Source organism: Streptacidiphilus rugosus AM-16, assembly GCF_000744655.1.
Taxonomy (GTDB): Bacteria; Actinomycetota; Actinomycetes; order Streptomycetales; family Streptomycetaceae; genus Streptacidiphilus; species Streptacidiphilus rugosus.
The window spans coordinates 3,836,847-3,862,921 of record NZ_JQMJ01000004.1; the positions used below are offsets into that span (position 1 = coordinate 3,836,847).

Consider the following 26,075-nt stretch of genomic DNA (forward strand, 5'->3'; position numbering starts at 1 on the left):
TCGAGGAGGCAGGCCATGGACCAGCGTCTGACGGACAACACCGGCGAGTCGCGCTTCGAGGTGTTCGACGGCGAGGAGCTCGCCGGGTTCGCCCAGTACCACCGCTTCGGCAACGAGATCGCGTTCATCCACACCGAGATCGACCCGCGGTTCGAGGGGCGAGGCCTCGGCAGCCTGCTCGCCCGCGCCGCGCTCGACAGTGCCAGGGAACGCGGGCTCGACGTCCTGCCCTTCTGCCCGTTCATCCGCGGCTGGATCTCCAAGCACCCCGAGTACACCGACCTGGTCCCGCAGGCCCAGCGAGCGCGGTTCGCCCTCTGACCGGCACGCCGTCCCCGGAGGTCGGACCCGTGTTCCCGGCACGACCATCCCGCAGGGGCTCGTTCGCGCGGGCGCGGCGCGAGTAGGGTGCGGTCATGGACCTCTCGTGGGACTGGCTGCGGCCCGTGATGCGTGTTCCGTACGTCCCGACCCTGGGGCCCGTCCACCCGGACGCGCTCTCCGCGGAGCTGATCTCCGAGGTGTTCGGGGTCGCCGGCACCGTGCGATTCCTGCCGCACGATCCGGACCATCGCTGGTCGGCGATGAAGGACGAGAGCGTGATGCTGAAGGACGTGGAGCACGGTCCCGAGCGGACGGTGATCCCGACGATCAGCACCTGGGGTCGCGGGATGGTGAAGGTCCACTACTTCGGCAGGGCCGAAGCCCCGGTCGAGGAGCTGCGGCAGCTCGCCCGCACCCTCGCCGCCCGCGAGGACATCGACCGGGCCAGGGTCGTCTGGTGCGAGACCGGGCAGACGGCGCCCCGGCCGTCGGTGACCGTGAGCCGCATGCAGCTGAAGACCTTCCGGCCCGGCCAGGACGCGGCCGTCGACGGCGTCGAGGACCTGCGCCGTCTGCCCGATCAGGTGCGCGCACGCTTCGCGGTGTTCGCCGAGCAGTTGGCGGCGGACGGCTTCGCCTTCCTGTGGCGCAGGTTCGAGGCCGATGCTCTCGCCGGACCGATCCTCACGATCGCCTCCGGCGACCGGGTGATCGGTGCGATCGGCCCCATGGAGACCATGAAGGATCCCGTCGGCAAGCTGCGCCTGCTCCCGCTGCACTTCGGGGTCCTGCCGCAGCTGCGGGGCCGCGGCCACGGCCGGCACCTGTGGCGGGCCGCGATGAACTGGGGCGAGATCAACGGCGCCGACTACCAACTCCTGCTCACCGAGCCCGGAGGCGCGGCGGACTCGCTGTGCCGGTCCGAGGGCCTGGACACCCTGGGGTACGTCCACACCGCGGACGCCAACGCCACCGACACCGCCACCTGACCGGCCTCTTCGGCCCGACGCCCGGCGGAGGTGCCCCCGGCGGAACCCCGTACCGCCGGGGGCAGGCCTGTCCGGCCCGTGTCAGCCGGCGATCCGGCGGCTGACGCCTCCCCGGGAGGCGTCAGCCGGGCTTCCGGGCCCGCAGTCGTTCTCGAGCGCGTCGGTCCCGTACGAGGCCCGTTCTCCGCCGCCGATCGGCCCGCGCCCGGTCCTGCCCGGCGGAGGTGCAGGGGGGCCACGAGCGTCTCTCCTCCGGGCTGGTCCGGAGCGGCCTCGGTGCCTGTACCGAACGTAGTTGCCCGCTCGCTCCCCGCCCAGTTCCACTCTGCACAGTCAGGGTGGGGCCGGAGGTTCCGGAGTGCACAGCGAGCGGCACGGACGGGTAGCCTCGGCTCATGCATGAGCGATCCGGCTCCGTGGCTGAGTCCACGTCAGAACGACGTGAACGAAGAGCCGATGACATCCTCGCCCTGCAACGGGCCGCTCGCGGCGGCGGCAGCGGCGCACTGCTGGGCTGGCTGGCCGGCCGCACCGGCGCCCGTGTCCTCCTGGTCACCGCCGACGGCGTCACCACCTCCGACCGCGGCTGCGCGGTGCCGGACGTCGACCTCGCGCGGGAGGCGGTCACCGAGATGCACGCCCGCAGCCTGGACTCCCTCGCCCTGGACGGCACCGGCCACAGCGTGGTCAGCGTGTCCCTGGGTCGCGCCCACGAAGGCCTCCGCCGGAGCGGCGAAACACCGCCCGTGCTCGTCGCCGTCACCGCGCGGCCGGTGCCGGACGGACTGGCCGCGGTGCTCGCCGACGCCTCCGCCGTGCTGGACCTCTGCTGGCGGCTGGAGCGCGCCGAAGGGCAGTGGCGTCGTCTGGAGGTCACCGAGGCGCACAACCGTGAGGCGGTGCTGCACCTGCTCATGAACGGCCATGTCGCCACCGCCCGGCAGATCGCCGATCTGCTGGAGCCGGCGCTGCCGGACGTGATGCGTTTCCACGTGGTGGAGTCGCCGCCGGACCTGCGCGATGACACGGCCCGCCGGTGCGCGGCGCTCGCCCCCGACGCCTGGGTGGTCCCCTGCCCGGTCTACCACGACCACGTGCTGGTCATCGCCCCGGCCGGGTCCTCCGCCCTCGCCCGGACGCTGGCCGAGGCGCTCGACGGGTGCCTGGTGGGGGTGAGCGACAGCGTTCCCCTGCGCGACACGGCGCTCGGCTACGAGCAGGCGTTCCGCGCCCTGGTCACCGCGCGCGGCCGGGCCGGCCGTTGGGCGACCTTCGCGCACCGCCCGGATCCGGTCCTGCTCATCGGCCCGGAACTGCGGGACTGGGCCCGCCAGTTGCTGGATCCGCTGCGCTCCCGTCCGGCCCGCCGTCCGCAGGACCCCGACAGCGCGGAACTGTCGGTCACGACCGCCTCCTGGCTCGCCTTCTCGGCCCGGGCCGCCGCTCTGCTGAAGATCCACCGGAACACCGTCGCGGCCCGGCTGCGGGAGGTCGAGGCCCTGCTCGGTCTGGATCTGGACCGCCTCCCCGACCAGGCCGTCCTGGCGCTGGCCCTGCGCGCCGACACGCGCCGACCGGTCGGCTGGGACGCGGCACCGGTGTCCGACCGACCCGCGCCACTCGACGAGTTGCTGACGCGCCCTGCCGTGGTGGCCTGGGCGCGCAACCTGCTGCAGCCCGTCGACGACGCCGGCCTCGGCCCGACCCTGGACGCCTGGCTGCGCCACGACACCCGCCTCGCCCCGACCGCCGCCGAGCTCGACGTCTCCACCACGGCCGTCCGCAAGCGCCTCGGCCGGGTCGAGGAACTGCTGGAGCGCCCACTGCTGCGCCCGCCGAGCGACCGCCACGAACTCTGGCTCGCCCGCCGCGCCCTGCTCCTGGCGGCGGAGCCGCCCGCCGACCCGGCAGGGTCGAACGGCTAGAGCCGGCCTCGCAGTACGGCTGGGCCGAGTACCTCGCGGAGCCGCGCTGACGGCCGTGGATGTCATGAGCTTTGAGGCGGACGGCTCTTCGGGTTACACCCTCGAGCCCATCAGCAGGGACTCCACCGAAGGAGGAGCTCGTCAAGACCTGGTCCGACGGCTTCGACCCGGTCGGCTACCACCAGTTGCGGATCTCGCCCCTCGCCTCCTCCTTCGCCCGCAACGCCACAGCCCGCGGCGAGTCCCCGAACTTCCACCACTCGTACCCGGCCTTCACCAGACCCGTCGCGAGCAGGACCAGCTGAAACTGCCACCTGACGTGCCAGCCAGGGTTGATGGACCCAGCAAGCCAGGCGACGGCGATGATGGCAACCGTGCTACCGAGGGAGACCAAAGCCTTCTGCAAGCGGAGCGACATGCGCGCACTCTAGGGGCCCGACCGCACCCCGCGCGAATCACTGAAACCAGCCCTGAACTGCCGAAACTCCGGCAAACGAACCGAACCGCACACGGCAGACCACCCTGTGGAGTGGCTGGATCATGGCCCGAGCCGACCTTCGCCGCGATCCGGCAGCCGCGTCTCGCGCGCGAGCCGCGCCTACATCCTGCGGAGCACCGCGACGACCGTTCCCAGGATCCTGGCGCCCGCCGCGTCGATGCGCGGGTAGGCGTCGTTGGCGGGGACGAGCCAGCTCCCGGCACGGCCGCCGTGGTGGAGGCGCTTGACGGTGGCCTCGGTCTCGTCGACCAGGGCGGCGACGATGTCGCCGTGGTCGGCGGCCTGGCCGGCGCGGACGACGACGGTGTCGCCGTCCAGGATCCGGGCTCCGGTCATGGAGTCGCCGCGCACCCGCAGGGCGAAGAACTCCCCGGTGGACGGCAGCAGCGCGGCCGGCAGCGGCAGCAGCTCCTCGATGTGCTCTTCGGCGGTGATGGGGACCCCGGCGGCGATCTGCCCGACCAGCGGCACCAGCACCGGCGCGCTCGCGGCATCCTCGACGTCGGCGACGGGCGGCGGCTCCTCGGAGCCCTGGGCGAGGTCGGTCAGGGCGTAGGCGCGGGGCCGATGCGGGTCCCGGCGCAGGTAGCCGAGCCGTTCGAGGCTGTGCACCTGGTGGGACACCGACGACGTCGACGCGAGGCCCGCGCTCTGGCCGATCTCGCGGAGCGAGGGCGGGTAGCCGTGCTCCGCGGTCCAGTGCCCGATCGCGTCGAGAACCGCTTCCTGCCGGGCGGTCAGGCCCCGGGCACCACGGAGATGCGCGCCCGCAGGCCGGCCGCGCGAAGGTGGCTCCTCCATCAGCGGGTCCTTTCTCTGCTGCGTGCCCTTCGCCGCGACGCTACCCCGTGCTGCGACGCGCCGGGAGGCCAGGGCCCGTTTCGGCCCTCGCCGACGCCCCCGCGGGAGCCGAACCGGAAGGGGGCGCTCCACGGTCACGGGCAAGCTGATGCCCGCTCCGCTCCCCCGCCCGGGCGGTTGTCCGACACTCTGGGCACACCACGACGGCCGGCCCCGGGGAACCGGAGGCCGGCCGTCACCGTCCAAGCAGCGACGCGCCACCGCTGTCCGCCCGGGAGCCACGATGAATCGCCGCAGCACCGCCTCCGTCGCAGCCGCCATCCTGGTCGCCCTCGCCCTGTCCGGCCTCACCGCCTGCGGCAGCGACGCCCGCCGGAGCACCCCCTCGGCCGACGGGCAGCCCAGCGCGACCACGCCGACCGCGATCGCCACCTCCCCCGGCCCCACGACCGGCACCCCGAGCGCCACCGCGACGTCGACCGCCCCGCCCGCAAGCGCCGCTCCGCGGCCGGTGAGCCCGCCGCCGAACCCCGGCTCCCGCTGCCTCAGCGGCACGGTCGACGTGACCTACCCCGGTGGAGACAACCCGCCGCGCGGCGTCTGCGTCCATGTGGGCACCCGCATCGAGATCACCCTCCACGGGACTCCTGGCCATCCCTGGCGGGCCGTCACCACCAGCGCCCCGCAGATCATCGCGCTCACCGCCGACACCGTCGCGGCGGGCAGCGTCCGGGCGGGCGCCCAGGCCGTCGGGGCGGGCACGGCGGTGCTGTCCGCCACCACCCGCGCCGCCTCCGACCCCACCGGGCCGATGACCCAGCACTGGCAGCTCACAATCACCGTCGTGCCCTGACCCGGATGTCGGCGGCGGCACAGCGGGCGGCACGGCTCTGGCGCGGCCTCAGGGCAGCAGGACGGCCTTGCCGTGGTTGCGGTGGGCCTCCAGGTCGGCCTGGGCCCGGGCCGCCTCGGCGAGCGGGTAGGTGCGCCAGATCGGGAGGGAGAGCTTTCCCGCAGCGGCGAGCCGGACCAGTTCGGGCAGGGACTCCTGGGTGCGGTCGGCGGAACCGTCGCTGAATCGGACACCGTGCTGCGCGGCGGCCGGGTCGGCGATGGTGATGACGCGTCCGGCGTCGCCCGCGAGGGCGACGGAGTCGGCCAGCACCCCGGCTCCCGAGGCGTCGAAGACGGCGTCGATCCCCTGCGGGGTCACGGCGGTGACGCGCTGCACCCAGCCTTCGCCGTAGCGGACCGCCGTGGCGCCGAGCGCCGTCACGCGCTCGGTGTCGTGCCGGCCGACGGTGGCGACGACGGTGATGCCGCGGGCGACGGCCAGCTGGACGGCGATGAAGCCCACGCTGCCGCCCGCTCCGTGGACGAGCAGGGTCTGACCGGACTGCACGCCCAGCTGCCCCAGCACGCGGTGCGCCGTCTGGCCGACGGTGACCAGGGAGGCCGCGACCTCCCAGGGCAGGCTCTCGGGCTTGGCCACCGGCAGGTCGAGCAGCGCGTACTCGCTGTAGCTGCCGCCGAGGGTGCGCCCCAGCACCTCGTCGCCGACGGCCGCCTGCGCGCCCGCGCCGACGGCGTCGACGACGCCGGCCGCGTCCAGACCGGGAACCGCGGGGAACTGGACCGGGGCGACGGCGGCCATCCGGCCGGAACGGATCTTCATGTCGAGCGGGTTGACCGAGGCGGCGCGCACCCGGATCCGCACCTGGCCGGGGCCGGGCTCCGGCGGGGTGACCTCGGTGAGCCGCAGGACGTCGGGCGCGCCGTACTCGGAGAAAGTGATCGCTCGGGACATCGGAAACTCCTGGTGCATGTCGTCGGGGAGGTGGGCCGCAGGCTCTCTGCCTCACTGTGCGGCCCGGGCGGCGGGGTCGCCCGTCAGTCGGAGAGGGCGGCGTAGTCGGTGTAGCCGCGGTGGTCGCCGCCGTAGAACGTGGACGGGTCCGGAGTGTTGAAGGGGCCTCCGGCGGCCAGGCGGGCCGGGAGATCGGGGTTGGCCAGGAACAGCGCCCCGTAGGCGATCATGTCCGCGGTGCCGTCCTCGACCAGGCCGAGCGCGTCCGGGCCGGTGGCGGCCGGGTGGGTGAAGGGGTTGAGGACGAACACGCCGGCCCAGGCCTTCCGCAGCCGGGCGGTGAGCTCGCGGTCCGGACCCTCCATCAGGTGCAGGTAGGCGAGGTCCAGACCGGCCAGCCGGCCCAGCAGAGCCTCGTAGACCTCGCCGGGGTTGTCCTCGGAGATGTCGTTGAAGGGGTTGCCGGGCGAGATGCGCAGCCCGACCCGGTGGCCGCCGATCGCCTCGGCCACCGCGGTGGCGACCTCGACGGCGAAACGGATCCGGCCCTCGGTGTCGCCGCCCCAGGCGTCGGTGCGCCGGTTGGTGTTCGGCGCGAGGAACTGGTGGATCAGGTACCCGTTGGCGCCGTGGATCTCCACGCCGTCGAACCCGGCCGCGACGGCGTTGCGGGCCGCGGCGGCGAAGTCGGCGATCGTCTGCGAGATCTCCGCCTCGCCCAGCTCCACCGGGGTCACGAAGTCCTTCGGGCCCTGGTGGGTGTAGACCTGCCCCTTGGCGGCCACCGGCGAGGGCGCCACCGGCGCCAGGCCGTCGGGCAGCAGCACGGGGTGACCGATCCGGCCGGTGTGCATCAGCTGCGCGAAGATCACCCCGCCCTCGCGGTGCACGGCGTCGGTCACCGTCCGCCATGCCTCCACCTGCCCGGCGGTGTGCAGACCGGGCGTGTCGGGGTAGCCCTGGCCGACCGCCGACGGCTGGATGCCCTCGGTGACGATCAGCCCGGCGCCGGCACGCTGGGCGTAGTACGTCGCCATCAGCTCGGTCGGCGCGGCGCCGGGCCCGTAGGCGCGACTGCGGGTCATCGGCGCCATCACGACGCGGCCGGCGAGGCGGCGGCCGCCCAGGACGATGGGATCGAATGCGGTGGTCATGGTCGTCTTCCTTTTCCTTCAGGCTGTGGCTGCGCGAGGGCCCTGGATCAACCCGGCGTGGCAGATACCTGTTCGAACAAGTAAGTCCTACGGAACCATTCCGCTGCCTGCATGTGACTCACGTCACGTATACCTGCCAGCGAGAATGCACTCCCCCACACATCTGGCCCTTGACATCCCCTTGACCCCGCGATCCGGACGCTAGAATTGGCTGCCCGAGCAAGGAGGAGCGAGGAAGAGATGAGCCGGTCCACTCCGGAGCCCGCCGGGGCGTCCACCGACGCGAGGTCCGCGGCCACCGTCCCGGTACCGGCCGCAGCCGGCGGCGGCCCGGTCAGTCACGCGATCTTCCGCCTGGCCCGTCTGCACCGCATGTTCGCCGGACAACTGCTGCGCCCCCTGGGCCTGCACCCCGGTCAGGAGCTGGTCATGATGCACCTGTGGGAACTCGGCCCCCAGCGCCAGACCGACCTCGTGCGTCTTCTGGACTCCGACGCCGCCACCATGACTCGCACCGTCCGCCGCCTGGAACAGGCGGGCTTCGTCCGCCGCCGCCCCTGCCCCACCGACAAGCGGGCGTCCCTCATCGAACCCACGGCCGCCAGCCAGGTCCTGCGCCGCCAGGTCGAACAGGTCTGGGCCCAGCTCGAAGCCCTGGTCACCGCCGATCTCTCCCCCGCCGAAGGCGCTGCGGCCCTGGCCACCCTGGAGCGCCTGGAAGACAACCTCGCCCAGGCCGAAGCCCCCGCGGACACGGACACGGACGGCTGACCCGCTCGCGTCGGGCCCGCCGCTACCCCCTCTACGCCTGCCCGGACGCGGGGGCGACGCGGGTGTGGACGAGGGAGTCGTCGGCGGGCGGGACTCACATGACCAGGGCAGGCGTGCGCCGGCGCGCCGCCCGGCGGCGCGCCGTCCTCTCCATCGTTCCTCGACCCGGGGGTGTTCTTCCGCACGGCTCGCGTGGGCCCGTCACGCGGGACGGCCCCACGCCTCACACGTCGTCGAGCGGCTCCGAGTAGCCGGGGCCCTCTTCCCACGCGGCGGTCGCGGCCGGCGGACCTGCGGCCTCGCCCTCCCAGACCCGCACCTCGACCCGGTGCGGCAGCTGCCCCTCCCGTACCCAGCGTCCCTGCAGCTCGGCCCGCAGATGCTGGGCCGCCAGGGACTTGGCGGAGACCGGCAGGTCCTCGGGCTCGCTGGGCGCGAGCAGCCGTACGCGCTCCTCCGCCCCGTCCTCGGTGATCCGTAGTTCGCAGCGGTACATCATCGCCTCCTGACCCTCTCGCCCGGGCACAGCGACTTTCCGGACGTTCTGCCCCCTACCCCGGATCGACCCCCGCACACGAACCACCCGGCCGGCCACCGTCCGGCCGCGGGGGTCGCAGGACCGCCCACCCGGCGTGGGATCGAGGTAGACGCGGGCGATCTGCCGGGCGCACGTCCGTGCACGGGACCGCCGAGCCTCGGGCGAGACCGACGGCCTCCGGCGGCTGCGGGGGCCGGACCGCGTGGGCGTGGCGCGCCGGGGTAGACGTCCTTGGGCGACACGGCCGGAGGGGGTCTTCATGCGGGTGTTCCGAGAGGCGTCGGGGATGGGGCGGAGAGCGTTGGGGGGCTTGTTCCGGGCGCTGCTGCGCACGCTGGTGCGGAGCGTGGCGCTGTTGGCGTTCGCCGCCTGCGCGGCGGTGGTCATCAAGCTGACCCTGACGCCGTCGCCCGGGTCGGTGGGCATCGCCCACACCAATCTCCATCCGGGCGCGACCATCCGCCTGTACCTCGACCGGCCCTCGGTCCGCGAGGCGCTGCTCCAGGTCGGCGGGAACATCGTGGTCGGGGTGCCGTTCGGGCTGCTGCTCCCGGTGGTCAGCCGCAGGTTCAGGGGGCCGGTGCGGGTCACCCTGCTCACCGCGCTGTCGATCAGCGTGCTCGAGGGGTTGCAGCACTACTTCGTCGCCGGTCGCAGCTTCGACGTCGACGACATCATCCTGGCCGCCGCCGGAGGTCTGGTGGGCTATGTCCTGCTCGGCCGTCGGCTCTCCCGCCGGATCCATCCCGTCGGACGGCCGGGACGGACCGCCATGCGCACGGTCTGACGGCCGGTCACTCCGACGCGGTCCTGACGCGGCGACCGCGTGGGCCGTGGCAGAGTCTGTCCCATCGGTCCGACCTGATCCCTGGAGACCATGACACCCCGCACGGCTCAGCTCGTTCTCGCGCTCGCCTTCCTGCTCGGCGCGCTCTTCCCAGGCCGGACGCTGCGGCGCAGCGGGCTGGCGGCGCTCTGCCTGACCGCGGCCGGTATGACGCTCCTTCCCGAGCTGGCGGCCCCGCACGGAGCGCCCGGCGCCGTGGCCCGGGTACTCGGCATGACCGTCGCCGCGCTCCTGCTCGCCGTCGCGCTGCTTCTGCTGCTGGACGGCGCCGTCCTGCTGTGGCAGCAGGGAATCGCTGGCCCTCCGGTGGGGACCATGGCGGCCGGCCTGCTCCTGGCCGCGGCCGTCGCCGTCGCCGCGGCCGGGACGGTGGGAGCGCTGCCCGCCGCCCCGGCCGTCGTTCTCGGGGCCCCGGCCTTCTGCCTCACGGTGTTCTTCCTGCTTTTCCTCCGGCAGACGATGACGCGCGGCCGCCTGTGGCCGCGCCGGCCGGCGGGCTATGTCGTCGTGCTGGGGGCGGCCCTCGCCGGCGGCGAGGTCTCCCCGCTGCTCGGGGACCGGCTGGACCGGGCCCTCGCCGCCTACCTGCACCTCCGCTCCCGGGGCGGCGATCCGACCGTGGTCGTGTCCGGAGGCCAGGGCGCGGACGAGGAACTCCCCGAGGCCGAGGCGATGTACCGCTACCTGCTGGCCCACGGGCTGCCCGCGCATCGCATGCTGCGGGAGAGCCGTTCCCGCAGCACCGAGGAGAACCTCGCCAACACCGCCGCCCTGATCGACACCCTGATCGACACCCGCGGAGCCTCCGCAGACCTGCTCGTGGTGACCAGCGACTTCCACGTCGTACGGACCGCGCTGATCATGGAACGTCTCGGGCTGCGCGGCAGCGTCGTCGGCGCTCGCACCCGCCTGGCGTACTGGCCGACCGCCGCGTTGCGGGAGTTCGTCGCCGTGCTCTGGTACGACCGACGGGCGGCCGCTTGCCTCGGCGCGCTGCTCGTCCTGCCGTGTGCGGCCCTGCTCCTGCCGGGCTGACCAGGGGCCGCGCGCGGCCGGGCCTGCGCCTGCCCGGATGGGCGCGCATGCCCTGAGGGTTGCGGGGCAGGCGCGTCCCGCGGGGATCCCAACGGTGGATCCTCAGGACGGAGACCGTGATGAGCGCAGGAGACAAGGCCGCCCATGCGGCCCAGAAGGCGAAGGGCAAGGCGAAGGAGGCCGCGGGTTCCGCCGTGGGCAACGAGCGGTTGAAGACCGAAGGGCGTGCCGACCAGGCGGCGGCGGACGTGAAGCAGGCGGCGGAGAAGGCCAAGGACGCGGCGAAGGACGCCTTCAAGGGCTGACCGCCACGGCCACCGCGGGGCGGGCGCCGCCGGCGCTCCCGCCCCGCGCGCACGCCCGCCGCCTGCCCGGGCCGGTCAGGCCTCGGCGTTGCCGCGCAGGACCAGCAGTGCCCGTCCCTCCACGTCGACGGACGCGCCGGCCTTGAGCAGGGGCCGGAACTCGGTGTACGGGATGGCGGTGTCGACCTCCACGGCCCACCACGGGTCGAGGCCCTCGGGAATGGTGAAGACCAGCGGCTCCCAGTGCGCGTTGAACAGCATCAGGAAGGAGTCGTCCACGACCGGCAGTCCGCGCAGGTCGGGCTCGGGGATGGCCCTGCCGTTGAGATGGACCATCAAGGACTTGGCGAAGCCCGCGTTCCAGTCGGCGTCGGACATCTCCTCCCCCGCCGGGGTGTACCAGGCGATGTCCTTGAGGCCGTCGTGGGTCCCGCGGGGCGCGCGTCCCTGGAAGAAGCGCCTCCGGCGGAAGACCGGGTGCTCGCGGCGGAGCCTGATCAGGCTGCTGGTGTACTCCAGGAGTTCGCTGCCGTTCTCGGCCACGGACGGCCAGTCGATCCAGCTGAGCTCGTTGTCCTGACAGTAGGCGTTGTTGTTGCCGTGCTGGGTGCGCCCGAGTTCGTCGCCGTGGGCCAGCATCGGCACGCCCTGGGACAGCATCAGCGTGGCGATCATGTTGCGCTGCTGCCGGGCGCGCAGCGCGAGGACGGCGCGCTTGCGGGTGGGCCCTTCGACGCCGCAGTTCCAGGAACGGTTGTGGCTCTCGCCGTCGCGGTTGTGCTCGCCGTTGGCCTCGTTGTGCTTGCCGTCGTAGGAGACGAGGTCGCGCAGGGTGAAGCCGTCGTGCGCGGTGACGAAGTTGACCGAGGCGTGCGGTCGGCGCCCGTCGTCCTGGTAGAGGTCGGCGGATCCGGTGAGCCGGGAGGCGAACTCGCCCAGGGTGCCCCCCTCGCCCCGCCAGAAGTCGCGGACGCAGTCCCGGTACCTGCCGTTCCACTCCGTCCACAACGGCGGGAAGTTGCCCACCTGGTAGCCGCCGTCGCCGAGGTCCCACGGCTCGGCGATCAGCTTGACCTGCGAGACCACCGGATCCTGCTGCACCAGGTCGAAGAAGGAGGAGAGCCGGTCGACCTCGTGGAACTGACGGGCCAGGGTGGCGGCCAGGTCGAAGCGGAATCCGTCGACGTGCATCTCGGTGACCCAGTACCGGAGCGAATCCATGATCAGCTGAAGTGTGTGCGGGTGGTTCATCCGCAGGCTGTTGCCCGTGCCGGTGGTGTCCCAGTAGTAGCGCGGGTTGTGCGGGGCCAGCCGGTAGTAGGCGGCGTTGTCCAGGCCGCGGAAGGAGAGCGTCGGCCCGAGGTGGTTGCCCTCGGCGGTGTGGTTGTAGACCACGTCCAGGATGACCTCGATCCCGGCCTCGTGCAGGGCCTTCACCATCGCCTTGAACTCCTGCACCTGTTCGCCCCGCTGCCCCGAGGAGGCATAGGCGTTGTGCGGCGCGAAGAACCCGATGGTGTTGTAGCCCCAGTAGTTCGACAGGCCCTGCTCGACCAGCGTGTGGTCCTGGAGGAACTGGTGGACCGGCATCAGTTCGACGGCGGTGATCCCCAGTTGGGTGAGGTACTCCACGACCGCCGGATGGGCCAGTCCCGCGTAGCTGCCGCGCAGCGCCTCGGGGACGCCCGGATGGGTCCGTGACAGGCCCTTCACGTGGGCCTCGTAGATCACGGTCTCGTGGTACGGGGTCCGCGGCGGATGGTCGGTGCCCCAGTCGAAGTACGGGTTGATGACGACCGAGCGTGCCGCGTGCGCCGCGGAGTCGAGGTCGTTGCGCCGCCGGCGGTTGGCGAACTCGTACCCGTACAGCGCCTCGTGCCAGGCGACGTCACCCTCGATCGCCTTGGCGTAGGGGTCGAGCAGCAGCTTGGCGGGGTTGCCGAGCAGGCCCTGCGACGGACGGTGCGGGCCGTGCGCGCGGAAGCCGTAGCGTTGCCCCGGGTGGACGTCGTGGAGGTGGATGTGGTGCACGAACCCGTCCACCTCCCGCAACGCCACCCGGTCCTCACGGCCGGACTCGTCGAACAGGCACAGCTCGACCTTGTCGGCCGCCCCGGAGAAGACCGCGAAGTTGGTGCCCGCACCGTCGAACGTCGCGCCGAGCGGCCAGGCCGCCCCCGGTCGGCTGCTGATGTCCGCGCTCGTCCGCCAGATCTGCATCCCGACCCCCAGCACGTAGGTGTGACCCGACTGCGTGTGCCTACCGTCTGCCCGCTCGCCGAAATCCCAAGCAGGGCTGCTTGTCTGACTGAGCGACAGTTCGCGTCGTCCGTGCCGGGACCGGCTAGTGCTCGAAGGTGATCGGGTACGGCGACGGACCGCCGTCCAGCAGGTGGTCGTCGCAGCCCTTCAGGAACCGGTCGAAGAACGAGCCCACCAGCGCCCGGTCGGCGGCCACCGCCCCGCTGCGCGTCCACGGTTCCGACCGCCGCGTCCAGCGTCGCGGCCGGCACCTTGCCGGCCAGCTGCGGCAGCAGCGCCTTGGCGTCGGTGAACGAGGCGTGCTCGGACCCGTTCAGCGTGACATCGGCCTTCCAGCCGCGCTGGTGCTGCCAGAACGACGCCCACGACGGCTCGCCGTGAATACTGCTGGCCTCGCTGCCGGAACTGCCCATCAGCAGGAACGGCCGGTCCAGTCCGTGCAGGGCGACCTGGCTCAGCTGGGTGCCGTCGGGCTTGACGGTGTACTCCAGGGTCCCGTCCAGGTCGACACCCGCCCTGATCCGCGGATCGGCCTCCATCACGTTCGCCGCCGTGAACCCGCCGGCGGAGTGCCCGAACATGCCGATCCGGTGCAGGTCCATGCCGTCGGTCAGCCGGTGGGGCAGGCTCGGCAGCCGGTCGAGCACCAGCTCGGTGTCGGCCTGGCGCGCCGCCATCAGCTTGGTGAAGAACGCCAGGGTCGTGCCGTTCCGGTACGCCTGGTCCCAGGCCTCCAGCACCGTCGCGTTCCCGACCACGTGGCCGTCGGGGAACTGCGTCGCCGGGGCCTCCCCGGTGTGGTCGACGGTGACCACCACGTAGCCCCGCGAGGCCAGGTCCTCGACCAGCGACACGTTCCAGTCCCGCGAGTCACCGGCGCCGGGCGAGTACAGGACGACCGGGAAGCGGCCCGGTGCCATCGCGGCGTCCTTGACCGAGTGGGTCCTGGTGGCGGCCCAGTTCACCAGACCGGCGGGCAGGCCGTCGCCCTGCTCGACCGACGCCCCGACCGCCGCGGCCACCGCCGGGGGGAACTGGTGGGTGACCGCCTTCCCTGCCGTGCGCACCGCCGGGTAGAAGACGCTGATCATCAGCTCCCGATAGGGCCGGCTCGGCGTCCACGGGTCCGCGCGCCGGTCGTCGACGATCCGGAAGGCCGACTCCCCCGTGGCGTAGTGACCGCGCGGCGCGGGAAGCGTGAGCGTCCGTCCCTTCGCGGCGTCCGGCGACGCCGGCGCGGACAGCGGCGCCACACCGTGCGCGACGGGAACGGCCGACGCCGGGACCACGGTCGAGACGGCGAGACCGGCGACGACGAGGCCGGCCACGGAGGCGGCGACGAGACGAGAGCTGCGCATGTGAGGATCCTTCAGATGCGACGTTACGTGCACGGACCTCTCGATCCTCGCAACGCGCCCTCCCACGGGCCACGGTGCTACCAGGCGTGTCGCCCCGGGGGACATCCCCACCGCCACGCGGTGGACAGCCGGTAGGCATCGCTGCGGCGGGCACCCGCCCGCGACTGCAGAACCCGGGCTCGTGCGGCGTGAGTAGGACGGACCCGGGCCGGGAACCAGCGTGGCATGGTGCCGGCCGCCGGCCCGAGGGGGTTGATCGCATGGCGTGGAACGTCCTCGCCGTGGTGCTTCGCCCCTCACCCCGCCTCCGGCCGCCCCTCAGCCGTGAGCCGCGCCCCGCGCGCGCACGGCCCCGAAGCGGGTCAGGTCAGGGTGCGCACCGGGGCGCCGGCGGCCCAGGCGGCGATGTCCTCGACCGCGTCGCGGTAGAAGACCTCGAACAGGTCGCGGGTCAGATAGCCGATGTGCGGGGTCAGGACGGTGTTCGGGGCGGAGCGCAGGGGGTGGTCCACGGGCAGCGGTTCGCGGTCGAAGACGTCCAGTGCCGCTCCCGCGATCGATCCGCCGGTCAGGGCGTGCAGCAGGGCCGGCTCGTCGACGATCGGCCCGCGTGAGGTGTTGACCAGGATGGCCGTGGGCTTCATCAGGCGCAGCTCGGGCTCGCCTACGAGGCCGCGGGTCCGCTCGCTGAGCCTCAGGTGGACGCTCAGGACGTCCGCGCGGGCGAACAGTTCCTCGCGCGGCACGTGCGTGACTCCGTGGGCCCGGGCGTCCTCGGGACGCAGGTTCTGGCTCCAGGCGATCGTCTCCATGCCGAAGGCCTGACCGACCCGCGCCACGCGGCTGCCGAGGTTGCCCAGGCCCAGCAGCCCGAGGGTGGCCCGGTTCAGGCTGGTCCCCATGCCCACCTGCCAGCCGCCGCGGCGTACGGACTCGGCGCTCCGGGGGATTTGGCGGGCCGCGGCGAGGATCAGCCCCCAGGTCAGTTCCACGGTGGGCTGGGGGAAGTAGCCCGTGCCGGTCACGGTGATGTTCAGCCGCCGGGCGGCGTCGAGGTCGATGGACGCGTTGCCGGGGCCGGTGGTGACGAGCAGGGCCAGCTGGGGCAGGCGGCTCAGCGTGGAGTCGGGGAACGCGGTCCGTTCGCGCATGGCGACGACGACGTCGTGGTCGGCCAGGGCGCCGACGACCGCCGCCTCGTCCGGGAAGGGCTCGGTGAACACGTCGATGCGGGCCGCGCCGAGGGAGTCCCAGTCCGCGAGGCCCAGGGCGACGTTCAGGTAGTCGTCCAGTACCGCGACCTTCATGGTCAGTCACCGGCTCTCGTGTGCGGCTCGCCCCGCGCGCGAACGGCGCGCACGTCCTGCCCCACGGTAAGCCCTCGGCCGCCGCGGGGTGCCCGGCACGCCCGGCCGGGAGGAACCGCCCCGGCAGCCCCGAAGCGCCGATCCGCGACAAGTCGGATACCTTGCCACTCGGGGGCCGTACACCGTTCGGAGCGCTCATGGACCGCTATCCGCCCATCGCCGATCACGGACTCGTCGGGAATCTCCAGACCGCCGCGCTGATCTCGTCGAAGGGGGTGCTGGACTGGTTCGCGGCTCCGCGATTCGACTCGCCGAGCGTCTTCGCGGCGCTGCTGGACCACGACAACGGCGGATACTTCCGCCTCGCGCCCGTCGAGAGCAACCCGACATACCGGCAGATGTACTACCCGGACAGCGCCGTCCTGGTCACCCGCTTCCTGTCGGAGGACGGCGTCGGCGAGGTGATCGACTGGATGCCGCCGCACACGGACACCGCGGCGACGGACCGGCACACCCTGATCCGGGTGATCCGCGCGGTGCGCGGCACCGTCCGCTTCACCCTGGACTGCCGACCGCGGTTCGACTACGGCCGGGCCACGCACGAGCTGCGCGTGGACGGCCAGGACGCCGAGTTCCACGCGCCCGGTGCCACACTGCACCTGCGGGCCCTCTTCCCACTCCACCGCACGGGTGACGACGTGCAGGGCAGCGTCACGCTCCAGGCCGGCGAGTCGTCCGGGGCGGTGCTCACCTTCTGCGCTCCCGGCGGTGACGCGCCGGAGGCGCCCACGGCCGATGCCCTCACCGAGGAGCTGTGGCGGACGGTGGACTTCTGGCAGAGCTGGGTGCGGAAGTCCACCTACAAGGGCCGCTGGCCCGACATCGTGCGCCGCTCCGCGATCACCCTCAAGCTGCTGACCTACGCCCCGACGGGCGGACTGGTGGCGGCCGCCACGATGGGGCTGCCCGAACAGGTGGGCGGTGAGCGCAACTGGGACTACCGCTTCACCTGGGTACGGGACGCCTCCCTGTCGGTGCGCGCCCTGCTCGATCTCGGATTCACCGAGGAGGCCCAGGCGTTCACCAACTGGCTCGGGGAGCGCCTGCGGGAGCGGCTCGACGCTCCGGGCGAGCGTCTGCAGATCATGTACCGGATCGACGGCGACCCGCGCTTGACCGAGGAGATCCTCGAGCACTTCGAGGGCTACCGTGGCTCCTCGCCGGTCCGCGCCGGGAACGCGGCCATGGACCAGCTCCAGCTCGACATCTACGGCGAGGCCTTCTACGCCCTGTCGCAGGCCCGTTCGGTCGGCGTCCAACCGGGTTACGACGGCTGGAAGGCCGCCGCGCGGACGTTGGACTGGCTCTGCGACAACTGGAACCGGCCCGACGAGGGCATCTGGGAGACCCGGGGCGGGCGCAAGGAGTTCACCTACAGCCGGGTGATGACCTGGGTGGCCTTCGACCAGGGGCTGCGCCTGGCCGAGCAGTTCAGCCGACCGGCCGACGTGGCGCGTTGGCGTGCGGCGCGGGACGCGGTCCTGGAACAGATCATGACGCGCGGCTGGAGCGAGAAGGAGCAGGCCCTCGTCCAGCACTACGACGGGGACGTGCTGGACGCCTCCCTGCTGGTGATCCCGCGGGTCGGCCTGCTGGGGCCGAAGGATCCGCGGTGGCTGTCCACGCTGGACGCCATCGACCGCAAGCTCGTCTCGGACAGCCTCGTCTACCGCTACGACCCGGCCGCGTCGCCGGACGGTCTGCGCGGCTCCGAGGGCACCTTCAGCCTGTGCTCGTTCCTCTACGTCGACGCCCTCGCCCGCGCCGGACGGCTGCGGCAGGCACGGTACGCGTTCGAGAAGATGCTGACCTACGCCAACCACGTGGGGCTGTTCGCCGAGGAGATCGGCCCGTCCGGCGAGCAGCTGGGCAACTTCCCGCAGGCCTTCACCCACCTCTCGCTGATCATGGCGGCCACCTCGCTCGACGACGCGCTGGACGCGGCGGCGCAGCGGCCCTGAGCCGTCGGCCGACCGGCCCCGCTCCCGCTCCCGCCAGGGAAGGACGAGACCATGGACGTTCCCCCGCCCGGCCCCCGGCGCACCCGGCTGGGGCCGGCGGCCTTCGAGGAGCTGCGCGGGCGGGTGGCCGGCCTGGCGCCGGCCAGGCAGCGGCCCGAACGCGGCGCCCTCGGCTACCTGACGGCGGCACAGGTGCGCGCCGCCGTCGGCGAGGTGCGGACGGGGCGTCACGTCAGCCTGGCGGCGCCGGTCGCGACGGACCGGACCCCGGAGAACCCCGACCCGGCGCGGCATCCCATGACCGGTGCGATCGGCGGCCGGATGGCGGGCCAGGGGCTGGAGTTCGCCAGGGACCGGATCGAGATGAACGTCCATGGGGACGTCGACAGCCACCTCGACGCCCTCTGCCACGTCGTCTACCGGGGCACCCTCTACGGGGGCGTGCCGGCCGCCGCCACGCTGACCGACGCCGGGGCCGGTGCCCTGGCGGTGACCGCGGCCGAGGCGGGGATCGTCGGCCGCGGTGTGCTGCTCGACATCCCTGCGCTGCGGGACGTGCCCTGGCTGGAACCGGGCGAGTACGTGACGGCCGGGGACCTGCTGGCCGCCGAGGAGGCGCAGGGGGTGCGCTTCGGCGAGGGCGACCTGCTGTTCGTCCGCGTGGGCCACCGCCGCCGCCGGCAGGAGCTCGGCCCGTGGAACGCGGCCGAGGCCCGCGCCGGCCTGCACCCGGAGGCCGCGGAGCTGCTGGCCGAACGGCAGATCGCGGTCCTCGGCAGCGACGGCAACAACGACTGCGCGCCCAGCCTGGTCGAGGGCGTGGACTTCCCGGTCCACGTCCTCGCGATCCACGAGCTGGGCCTGCACCTGCTCGACTACCTGCAGTTCGAGGAGCTGGCGCCGCTGTGCGCGGCGGAGCGGCGCTGGTCCTTCCTCGCGGTGGTCGCACCGCTCAGACTCCCCGGGGGCACCGGATCCCCGGTCAACCCGATCGCGGTGCTCTGATCGAGGCGGGCGCGCCGGGATCTCACTCCGGAGCGCCCGCCGTCTCGTCGGCGAACTGCTCGGCGGAGACGCGGCGCCGGAACACGTGGTAGGTCCAGCCCTGGTAGGCCAGGACGACCGGGACCAGGACGATGGCCACCACGGACATCACCTTGAGCGCGTAGTTCCCCGAGGCGGCGTTGCCGACGGTGATGTCGTACGCGGGGTTCGTGCTGGAGACCAGCAGCCTGGGATAGAGGTCGACGAAGACCGACAGGACGGTGGTGGCGATGGTGACGGTGGTGGCCGCGAAGGCCCAGCCCTCGTGACCGGTCGTCACCAGCCAGGCGGCGGCGAGCACGAGCAGGACCGCGATCAGCTGCATGATGCTGGGCAGCACGCCCTTGCCGGCGGTGGAGTGCGTCCAGGGGAGGAACGCCAGCACCGCCAGGGCGGTGACCGGGGCGATCCGCCGGGCCAGCAGCCGGGCCCGGCCCCGGAGGGCGCCGGTGGTGCGCAGGGCGAGGAAGGTCGCGCCGTGGAGGAGGCAGAGCAGCACCAGCGTGAGGCCGGTGAAGACGGCGTAGCCGGAGAACAGGTCGGCGAAGGTGCCGGAGAACTCCTGGTCCTGCCCGATGGGGATGCCGTGGAGCATCCCGCCGAGGAAGACGCCGAGGAAGAACGGGACCAGCAGACTCCCGGCCGTCAGCGTGGTGTCCCAGAGGTGACGCCAGCGGCTGCTCGCGAGCTTGCCGCGGAACTCGAAGGAGACCCCGCGCACGATCAGTCCGATCAGCACCAGGACCGTCACCAGGTAGTAGGCCGAGAACGAGGTGGCGTACCAGCCGGGGAAGGCGGCGAACATGGCCGCCACGGCGACGATCAGCCAGACCTCGTTGCCGTCCCACAGCGGGCCGATCGTGTTGATCGCGGCGCGTCGGCCTGGCTCGTCGCGGGCCACCACGGTGTGCAGCAGGCCGACGCCGAGGTCGAAGCCCTCCAGGACGAAGAAGCCGGTCCACAGCACGGCCGTGAGGATGAACCAGAAGGTGGCGAGCGCCATCGTGCGACCTCTTGATGCGGTGTCAGTAGGTGAGGGACGGCAGGGGCGCCTCGGGCGTCGGGGCCGGTTCGGGGTCGCGCCGGGCGTAGCGGGCCATCAGGACGATCTCGACCACGGCGAGCGCGGCGTAGAGCAGGAGGAAGACGAGGATGCTGATGGCCACGGTCGTCGTGGTGATCGACGGCGAGACGCCGTTCCTGGTCAGCTGGATGCCCTGGACGATCCAGGGCTGGCGCCCGCTCTCGGTGAGCAGCCAGCCCGCGGTGTTCATCAGGAACGGCAGGATCACCAGCCAGGTCGCCGCCCACTGGAAGGCCCGGGCCGAGCTGAGCCGTTTGCGCAGCAGCAGCCACAGCCCCCACAGGCCCACCAGCAGCACCACGACGGCGAGGTAGGCCATCACCCGCATCGCCCAGTACTGGATGAAGATGTTCGGGACGTAGTTCCCCTGGCCGAACTGGGCCTGGTACTGGCTCTGCACCTGGTCGAGTCCGAGGACCTTGCCGTTCCAGTGGTTGGTGGCCAGCAGGGAGAGCAGGTGCGGGATCTCGATGATCTTCGTCGGCGTCCGGTCGTCGTTGCCGCCGCCGACCTGGAACAGGGAGAAGGAGCAGGGCTGGCAGGTGGTCCACTGGGCCTCGGCGCCCGCGATCTTCATCGGCTGGTACTTGCCCTCGGTGACCCCGAGCTCGCTGCCGACCAGCATCGCCACCAGCAGCGTCGGCACCAGCACCAGCAGGGAGAGCCGGGCGGAGGCGTGGAACACCAGGGGGGACCGGCCCTTGCGCAGCTGCCAGGCCGAGACGGCGAGCATGACCACGGCCCCGGTGACCACCGAGGCGAGCAGGACGTGCAGATAGCCCCGGAGGAAGACGGGGCTGGTGAACAGCTTCCACACGTCGTTGAGCTGCGGCCGACCCGTGGTGGCGTTGACGGTGTATCCGACCGGGTGCTGCATCCAGGAGTTGGCCGCCATGATGAACGCCGCCGACAGCGCCCCGCCCAGGGCGACGGCCCAGATCGTGGCGAGGTGGACCCGTTTGGGCAGCCGGTCCCAGCCGAAGACCCACAGCCCGAGGAAGGTCGACTCCAGGAAGAACGCGGCCAGTCCCTCCATGGCCAGCGGCGCGCCGAAGACGTCGCCCACGGTGCGGGAGTAGGCGGACCAGTCCATCCCGAACTGGAACTCCTGGACCAGGCCGGTCACCACGCCGACGGCGACGTTGATCAGCAACAGGGTGCCGAAGAACCTGGTCAGCCGCAGGTGGTCGGCCAGGCCGGTCCGGTGCCAGGCGGTCTGGAGCAGTGCGGTCAGGAAGCCGAGACCGATCGTGACCGGGACGAAGAGGAAGTGGTAGATCGACGTCATGGCGAACTGGAGCCGTGCAAGGTCGAGTTGACTCATGCCGCTCCTGCCGCATCGGTGCCGCTTTTCGTACATATGCCGCTTTTCTCCGGCGAGTGAACCACGCGGCGACCTGTGGAGGGACGGCAACATGCCGAGGCTCAGCCGATCAGCCGTATTCGCACGTCTTTTCGATTCATGGCGCTCGCGGTCGCAGCCGGAGAGCACTCGCTATAGCGTGCTGATGTCAGGGCACGACCAGTGGTCCAGGAAAGCGACCACCACGGCACCCGGTTCAGGCGAGGAGTCCTCGTGGCTGACAGTGACCACTACGACGTCATCGTGATCGGCACCGGCGCGGGCGGCGGCACACTCGCCCACCGCCTGGCGCCGACCGGCAAGCGGATCCTGATCCTGGAGCGCGGCGGCTACCTGCCCCGCGAGCGGGACAACTGGGACTCGACCGCCGTCTTCGTCAAGGGCAAGTACCGGGCCCCCGAGTACTGGTACGACAAGGACGGAAACGCCTTCCCGCCGGAGGTCAACTACTACGTCGGCGGGAACACCAAGTTCTACGGCGCGGCGCTGTTCCGGCTGCGCCCCGAGGACTTCGGCGAGCTGCGCCACCACGACGGTGTCTCCCCCGCCTGGCCCATCGGCTACGAGGACCTGGAGCCGTACTACACGCAGGCCGAGCACCTCTACCTGGTCCACGGCCGGCACGGCGAGGACCCCACCGAGGGTTCCGCCAGTGCGCAGTACGCCCATCCGCCGGTCGCCCACGAGCCGCGCATCCAGCAGCTCAGCGACGATCTGGAGAAGCAGGGCCTGCACCCGTTCCACCTCCCGATCGGCGTGAACCTCACCCAGGACGAGCACGGAGCCGCGACGCACGGAAGCGTGTGCATCCGCTGCGACCGCGTGGACGGGTTCCCCTGCCTGCTGGGGGCGAAGTCGGACGCCCAGGTGACCTGCGTCGACCCGGCCCTGCGGCACGACAACGTCCGGCTGGTCACCCACGCGGACGTCCGCCGGCTGGAGACCGACCCGTCCGGCCGCACGGTCACCGGTGTGGTCGCGGAGCTGGACGACGGCGGTACCCACACCTTCACCGGCGACATCGTCGTGGTCGCCTGCGGCGCGGTGAACTCCGCCGTGCTCCTGCTGCGTTCCGCCAACGACCGGCATCCGGCCGGGCTGGCCAACAGTTCCGACGTGGTCGGCCGGCACTACATGCGGCACAACAACCTGGCCCTGATGGCGGTCTCCAAGGAGCCCAACCCCACCGCGTTCCAGAAGACCCTGGCCCTGCACGACTGGTACCTGGCCGGGGACGACTGGGAATTCCCCATGGGCGGCATCCAGATGCTCGGCAAGTCCGACGCCGACCAGATCCACGGCGAGGCCCCGCGCTGGGCCGGCGCGGTCGCGCCCGACATGCCGTTCGAGGTGCTGGCCCACCACGCCGTCGACTTCTGGCTGTGCGGCGAAGACCTGCCGCTGGCGACCAGCCGGGTGACGCTCGACCAGCAGGACAACGTCCACCTCGCCCTGGACGAGAAGAACAACGTCGCCGGGCTGAAACGGCTGCGCCACCGGCTGCAGGGCATGCTCGGGCAGCTGGGCATGCACGAGCACCACCTGCTCCCGCACAGCATCTACCTGCACAAGGGGATGCCCATCGGGGCCACCGCCCACCAGGCCGGCACCGTGCGGTTCGGGACCGACCCCGCCTCCTCCGCCCTGGACGTCCACTGCAAGGCCCACGACCTGGACAACCTCTACGTCGTGGACACCAGCTTCTTCCCGAGCATCGGGGCGGTGAACCCGTCCCTGACGGCCATCGCCAACGCCCTGCGCGTCGGCGACCACATCGCCGACCGCATCAGGTGAGATGAGGTGAGCGTGAGCAGGAGAGTCACCACGTTGACATCCTCTCCGCCCTGACGGGACGGAGATTCCCCTCAGCCTCGCGGCTGAGACACCCCGCGTGTGCGGGGTGCTGGGACGACTTCCTGCTTCACCGACGACTGCCCGCCCGGAGTGCTCCGTTGAGGTCTTACACCGTCTCCACAGGCTGCAACCGCCAGCCCGGCGGCCAGGATGTTGCGCGCCGCGTTCACGTCCCGGTCGTGGGCCGTTCCGCAGTCGCACGTCCACTCGCGGACGTTCAGCGGCATCTTGCCCCGCAAGGTGCCGCAGGCCGAGCACAGCTTGGAGGAGGGGAACCACCGGTCCACGGTGATCACCTCGCGTCCGTACCGGTCGGCCTTGTACTCCAGCATCGACCGCAGCTCGGTCCAGCTCGCGTCCGCGATGGCTCGGGAGAGCCTCCGGTTCTGGAGCATGTTCCGGACGGTCAGGTCCTCGATCACGACCACTTGGTTTTCGCGGACGAGTCGAGTGGTGAGCTTGTGCAGGAAATCGCGGCGCCGGTCGGCGATCCTCGCGTGGACCTTGCCGATCTTGAGCCGGGCCTTGGCCCGGTTCGCGCCGTCACCCTTGGCCTTGCGGGCAAGGTTCCGTTGCGCCTTCGCGAGGCGTTCACGGTCTTTGCGCTCGTGCTTCGGGTTGGTGATCTTCTCGCCGGTGGAGAGCGTCACCAGCGCCGTGAGGCCGGCGTCGACGCCTACCGCGTCGTTGACGGGCGCGGGCATGGTGGGGCGGTCGTCGCACAGCATCGAGACGAACCAGCGGCCCGCGCTGTCCTGCGACACGGTCACCGTGGACGGCCGCGCGCCCTCGGGCAGGGGCCGAGACCACACGATGGCCAGCGGCTCCGCCATCTTGGCCAGCGTCAGCCTGCCGTCGCGGTACCGGAAGCCGCTGGTGGTGTACTCGGCGGACTTGCGGGACTTCTTCCGACTCTTGAACGTCGGGCACTTCGCCCGCTTCGCCCAGAAGTTCCCGAACGCCCCTTGCAGGTGCCGCAGCGTCTGCTGCAACGGGACGCTGGAGACCTCGCAGAGGTAGGCCAGTTCCTCGGTCTTCTTCCACGCCGTCAACATCGCGGAGGTGGCGTTGTAGTTGACCCGTTCCTGACGCAGCGTCCACGCCTCCGTGCGAGCCGCCAGGGCCAGGTTGTAGACCTTACGCACGCAACCGAACGTGCGCGACAGCTCAGCCGCCTGCGCATCCGTCGGGTAGAAGCGGAACTTGAATGCCCGCTTCACGTGGTTCGTGGCCGCGCTCACACACTAGCTGGACTACAGGTTAGCTCAAATCTGCGGGTCAGAGCACCGCGGCCCGCCTTGACGGCGAATCGCAGCCCGCTGCCCTGCTCCGCAGGAGTTTCGTTTCCTCCCCCGGCTCAAACCGGGGGCATCCACGAAGGAATCCGATGACAAGCAATCAGATGGACGCACTGGTCATCTTCGGCGCCACCGGCGACCTGGCCAAGCTGGAGACCTTCCCCGCACTGGTCGGCCTCGTGGAGCGCGGGGTGCTCGACAAGCCCGTCGTCGGCGTCGCTAAGAGCGGCTGGGGGCTGGAGCAGTTCCGCGGCTACGCCGAGGCCTCGCTGAAGCTCAACGGCATGGACCCCACCACGCCTGCCGCGAGCAGGATGCTGGGGCTGCTGCGCTACGTCGACGGCGACCTGGACGACGACGCCACCTACACGGCGATGGCACGGGAGATGGGCGACGGCGGGCGGGCCCTGTTCTACCTGGAGGTGCCGCCCCCGCTGTTCGGCCGCATCGCCAAGGGCATCGCCGACGCCGGCCGGGCCGACGGCGCGCGCGTCATGGTCGAGAAGCCGTTCGGCACCGACCTGAACAGCGCCCGCGAGCTCAACGCGACCATGCACCAGTACTTCCCCGAGGACGCCATCTACCGGGTCGACCACTGGCTCGGACTCGACCCGGTCGAGAACGTGCTCTTCGCGCGGTTCGCGAACTCCGTGATCGAGCCGCTGCTGAACCGGACCCACGTCCGCAGCATCCAGATCACCATGGCCGAGGCCTTCGACGTCTCCGACCGCGGCCGGTTCTACGACCGCACCGGCGCCGTCAGGGACGTCGTGCAGAACCACATGCTGCAGGTGCTCGCCACCGTGCTCGCCGATCCGCCCGCCGGGCAGGGCCTGGAGTCCTGGCGGGACGCCAAGGCCAACGTCGTCAACGCGCTCCGCCCGCTGGACCCCGAGCACATCGTGCGCGGCCAGTACGCGGGCTACCTCGACGTCGACGGCGTCGCCCCCGGCTCGACGACCGAGACCTTCGCTGCCGTGCGCCTGGCCGCGGACTCCTGGCGCTGGGCCGACGTGCCCATCCTGATCCGCGCCGGCAAGTGTCTGCCGGTCACCGCCACGGAGGTGACCCTCCACTTCCGCCGGGCGCCGCACGACGTCTTCGGCCTGCGGCCCTCACCCGCCGCCAACAGTCTGCGCTTCCGTGTGTGGCCCGAGACGCAGGTCGGGCTCACCCTGGCGGGCAAGGCCCCCGGCGGCGGCTGGGAGCCCAAGCACGAGGAGCTCTCCTTCAGCGAGCTGCCCGGCTCCGACATGCGCCCCTACGACCGGCTCATCGGCGCCGCGCTGGACGGCGACCGCTGGCTCTTCGCCCGGGAGGACACCGTCGAGGCGGCCTGGCGCGTCGTCGACCCGATCCTCGGCGACGCGGCCCCGGTCCACTCCTACGCCCGCGGCACCTGGGGACCGAAGGAGGCGGACGCCCTGCTCCCGGAGAACGACGGCTGGCACGACCCCGCCGCCTGAGCGACGCACGGCGGCGGCCTGCG

The 26,075-nt window shown here is 72.1% G+C and carries 25 protein-coding genes and 1 pseudogene; 15 read left to right on the forward strand and 11 right to left on the reverse strand.

The features are described from left to right. Positions 1-15: 15 nt before the first annotated feature. The 3 genes from BS83_RS26365 to BS83_RS26375 all read left to right on the forward strand — a co-directional run bounded on the left by BS83_RS26365 (position 16) and on the right by BS83_RS26375 (position 3,238). Complete coding sequence (locus tag BS83_RS26365; protein ID WP_037606012.1) at positions 16-321, forward strand: GNAT family N-acetyltransferase; 306 nt, start codon at positions 16-18, stop codon at positions 319-321. 95 nt (positions 322-416) lie between these two features. After that, positions 417-1,313, forward strand: a complete 897-nt coding sequence (locus BS83_RS26370; protein WP_037606013.1) for a GNAT family N-acetyltransferase — start codon at positions 417-419, stop codon at positions 1,311-1,313. A 395-nt stretch (positions 1,314-1,708) separates the two neighbouring features. Continuing rightward, a complete protein-coding gene (locus BS83_RS26375; protein WP_063774234.1) occupies positions 1,709-3,238 on the forward strand; it encodes a helix-turn-helix domain-containing protein in 1,530 nt (509 codons plus the stop codon). A gap of 175 nt (positions 3,239-3,413) precedes the next feature. On the opposite strand, the gene BS83_RS26380 is transcribed toward BS83_RS26375, so the two are convergent. Both BS83_RS26380 and lexA read right to left on the reverse strand, forming a co-directional pair. Continuing rightward, positions 3,414-3,656, reverse strand: coding sequence for a hypothetical protein (locus tag BS83_RS26380; RefSeq protein WP_037606014.1), 243 nt, complete (start codon positions 3,654-3,656; stop codon positions 3,414-3,416). A gap of 180 nt (positions 3,657-3,836) precedes the next feature. Further along, complete coding sequence (lexA, locus tag BS83_RS26385; protein ID WP_037606015.1) at positions 3,837-4,538, reverse strand: transcriptional repressor LexA; 702 nt, start codon at positions 4,536-4,538, stop codon at positions 3,837-3,839. Between the two features lie 283 nt (positions 4,539-4,821). Between lexA and BS83_RS42185 the strand changes: the two genes are divergently transcribed. Beyond that, positions 4,822-5,391 carry a hypothetical protein gene (locus BS83_RS42185; protein WP_051943994.1) on the forward strand — a complete coding sequence of 190 codons (570 nt, stop codon included), beginning with the start codon at positions 4,822-4,824 and terminating at the stop codon, positions 5,389-5,391. Positions 5,392-5,439: 48 nt separating this feature from the next. Here BS83_RS42185 and BS83_RS26395 read toward each other — a convergent pair whose 3' ends face one another. After that, on the reverse strand, positions 5,440-6,345 hold the full coding sequence (locus tag BS83_RS26395) for an NADP-dependent oxidoreductase (protein WP_037606016.1): 906 nt from the start codon (positions 6,343-6,345) through the stop codon (positions 5,440-5,442). Positions 6,346-6,428: 83 nt separating this feature from the next. Continuing rightward, positions 6,429-7,499, reverse strand: coding sequence for an alkene reductase (locus tag BS83_RS26400; RefSeq protein WP_037606017.1), 1,071 nt, complete (start codon positions 7,497-7,499; stop codon positions 6,429-6,431). 240 nt (positions 7,500-7,739) lie between these two features. Here BS83_RS26400 and BS83_RS26405 point away from each other — a divergent pair, with 240 nt between their 5' ends. Further along, positions 7,740-8,270: a MarR family winged helix-turn-helix transcriptional regulator gene (locus BS83_RS26405; RefSeq protein ID WP_037606018.1), complete on the forward strand. Its 531-nt coding sequence runs from the start codon at positions 7,740-7,742 to the stop codon at positions 8,268-8,270. A gap of 223 nt (positions 8,271-8,493) precedes the next feature. Here BS83_RS26405 and BS83_RS26410 read toward each other — a convergent pair whose 3' ends face one another. Then, positions 8,494-8,796 carry a hypothetical protein gene (locus BS83_RS26410; RefSeq protein ID WP_157597322.1) on the reverse strand — a complete coding sequence of 101 codons (303 nt, stop codon included), beginning with the start codon at positions 8,794-8,796 and terminating at the stop codon, positions 8,494-8,496. Between the two features lie 313 nt (positions 8,797-9,109). Between BS83_RS26410 and BS83_RS26415 the strand changes: the two genes are divergently transcribed. The 3 genes from BS83_RS26415 (at position 9,110) to BS83_RS26425 (ending at position 10,995) form a co-directional block, all read left to right on the forward strand. Continuing rightward, positions 9,110-9,595 (forward strand): VanZ family protein, encoded by a 486-nt coding sequence (locus BS83_RS26415; protein ID WP_198035304.1) that lies wholly within the window; start codon positions 9,110-9,112, stop codon positions 9,593-9,595. 90 nt (positions 9,596-9,685) lie between these two features. Beyond that, entirely contained in the window at positions 9,686-10,690 is a 1,005-nt protein-coding gene (locus tag BS83_RS26420) for a YdcF family protein (RefSeq protein ID WP_051943997.1), read from the forward strand. Between the two features lie 119 nt (positions 10,691-10,809). Beyond that, complete coding sequence (locus tag BS83_RS26425; RefSeq protein ID WP_037606020.1) at positions 10,810-10,995, forward strand: CsbD family protein; 186 nt, start codon at positions 10,810-10,812, stop codon at positions 10,993-10,995. Positions 10,996-11,070: 75 nt separating this feature from the next. On the opposite strand, the gene glgX is transcribed toward BS83_RS26425, so the two are convergent. Further along, positions 11,071-13,215 carry a glycogen debranching protein GlgX gene (glgX, locus tag BS83_RS26430; protein WP_037609898.1) on the reverse strand — a complete coding sequence of 715 codons (2,145 nt, stop codon included), beginning with the start codon at positions 13,213-13,215 and terminating at the stop codon, positions 11,071-11,073. 642 nt (positions 13,216-13,857) lie between these two features. On the opposite strand from glgX, the gene BS83_RS47805 reads away from it, so the two are divergent. Continuing rightward, positions 13,858-14,079: a hypothetical protein gene (locus BS83_RS47805; protein ID WP_232248812.1), complete on the forward strand. Its 222-nt coding sequence runs from the start codon at positions 13,858-13,860 to the stop codon at positions 14,077-14,079. Positions 14,080-14,102: 23 nt separating this feature from the next. Here BS83_RS47805 and BS83_RS47810 read toward each other — a convergent pair. Next, positions 14,103-14,177: pseudogene (locus tag BS83_RS47810) on the reverse strand (hypothetical protein); the annotation flags it as partial. 10 nt (positions 14,178-14,187) lie between these two features. On the opposite strand from BS83_RS47810, the gene BS83_RS47815 reads away from it, so the two are divergent. Both BS83_RS47815 and BS83_RS47820 read left to right on the forward strand, forming a co-directional pair. Further along, positions 14,188-14,334: a hypothetical protein gene (locus tag BS83_RS47815; protein WP_232248813.1), complete on the forward strand. Its 147-nt coding sequence runs from the start codon at positions 14,188-14,190 to the stop codon at positions 14,332-14,334. Between the two features lie 120 nt (positions 14,335-14,454). Continuing rightward, the gene (locus tag BS83_RS47820; RefSeq protein ID WP_232248814.1) at positions 14,455-14,619 is read left to right on the forward strand and encodes a hypothetical protein; all 165 of its coding nucleotides are present in this window, start codon (positions 14,455-14,457) and stop codon (positions 14,617-14,619) included. Positions 14,620-14,977: 358 nt separating this feature from the next. Here BS83_RS47820 and BS83_RS26440 read toward each other — a convergent pair whose 3' ends face one another. After that, on the reverse strand, positions 14,978-15,922 hold the full coding sequence (locus BS83_RS26440) for a D-2-hydroxyacid dehydrogenase family protein (protein WP_037606021.1): 945 nt from the start codon (positions 15,920-15,922) through the stop codon (positions 14,978-14,980). A gap of 197 nt (positions 15,923-16,119) precedes the next feature. Here BS83_RS26440 and BS83_RS26445 point away from each other — a divergent pair, with 197 nt between their 5' ends. Next, the gene (locus BS83_RS26445) at positions 16,120-17,943 is read left to right on the forward strand and encodes a glycoside hydrolase family 15 protein (protein WP_037606022.1); all 1,824 of its coding nucleotides are present in this window, start codon (positions 16,120-16,122) and stop codon (positions 17,941-17,943) included. Positions 17,944-17,994: 51 nt separating this feature from the next. Further along, positions 17,995-18,948 carry a cyclase family protein gene (locus BS83_RS26450; protein WP_084714096.1) on the forward strand — a complete coding sequence of 318 codons (954 nt, stop codon included), beginning with the start codon at positions 17,995-17,997 and terminating at the stop codon, positions 18,946-18,948. Positions 18,949-18,970: 22 nt separating this feature from the next. Here BS83_RS26450 and cydB read toward each other — a convergent pair whose 3' ends face one another. Together cydB and BS83_RS26460 are read right to left on the reverse strand one after the other, a co-directional pair. Continuing rightward, positions 18,971-19,990, reverse strand: coding sequence for a cytochrome d ubiquinol oxidase subunit II (cydB, locus tag BS83_RS26455; protein WP_037606023.1), 1,020 nt, complete (start codon positions 19,988-19,990; stop codon positions 18,971-18,973). Positions 19,991-20,012: 22 nt separating this feature from the next. Further along, positions 20,013-21,395: a cytochrome ubiquinol oxidase subunit I gene (locus BS83_RS26460; RefSeq protein ID WP_037606024.1), complete on the reverse strand. Its 1,383-nt coding sequence runs from the start codon at positions 21,393-21,395 to the stop codon at positions 20,013-20,015. Positions 21,396-21,647: 252 nt separating this feature from the next. On the opposite strand from BS83_RS26460, the gene BS83_RS26465 reads away from it, so the two are divergent. Next, positions 21,648-23,228 (forward strand): GMC oxidoreductase, encoded by a 1,581-nt coding sequence (locus tag BS83_RS26465; RefSeq protein ID WP_037606025.1) that lies wholly within the window; start codon positions 21,648-21,650, stop codon positions 23,226-23,228. Between the two features lie 71 nt (positions 23,229-23,299). On the opposite strand, the gene BS83_RS26470 is transcribed toward BS83_RS26465, so the two are convergent. Then, the gene (locus tag BS83_RS26470; protein WP_037606026.1) at positions 23,300-24,529 is read right to left on the reverse strand and encodes an RNA-guided endonuclease InsQ/TnpB family protein; all 1,230 of its coding nucleotides are present in this window, start codon (positions 24,527-24,529) and stop codon (positions 23,300-23,302) included. Between the two features lie 146 nt (positions 24,530-24,675). On the opposite strand from BS83_RS26470, the gene zwf reads away from it, so the two are divergent. Further along, positions 24,676-26,052: a glucose-6-phosphate dehydrogenase gene (gene zwf, locus BS83_RS26475; protein ID WP_037606027.1), complete on the forward strand. Its 1,377-nt coding sequence runs from the start codon at positions 24,676-24,678 to the stop codon at positions 26,050-26,052. Positions 26,053-26,075: the final 23 nt, after the last annotated feature.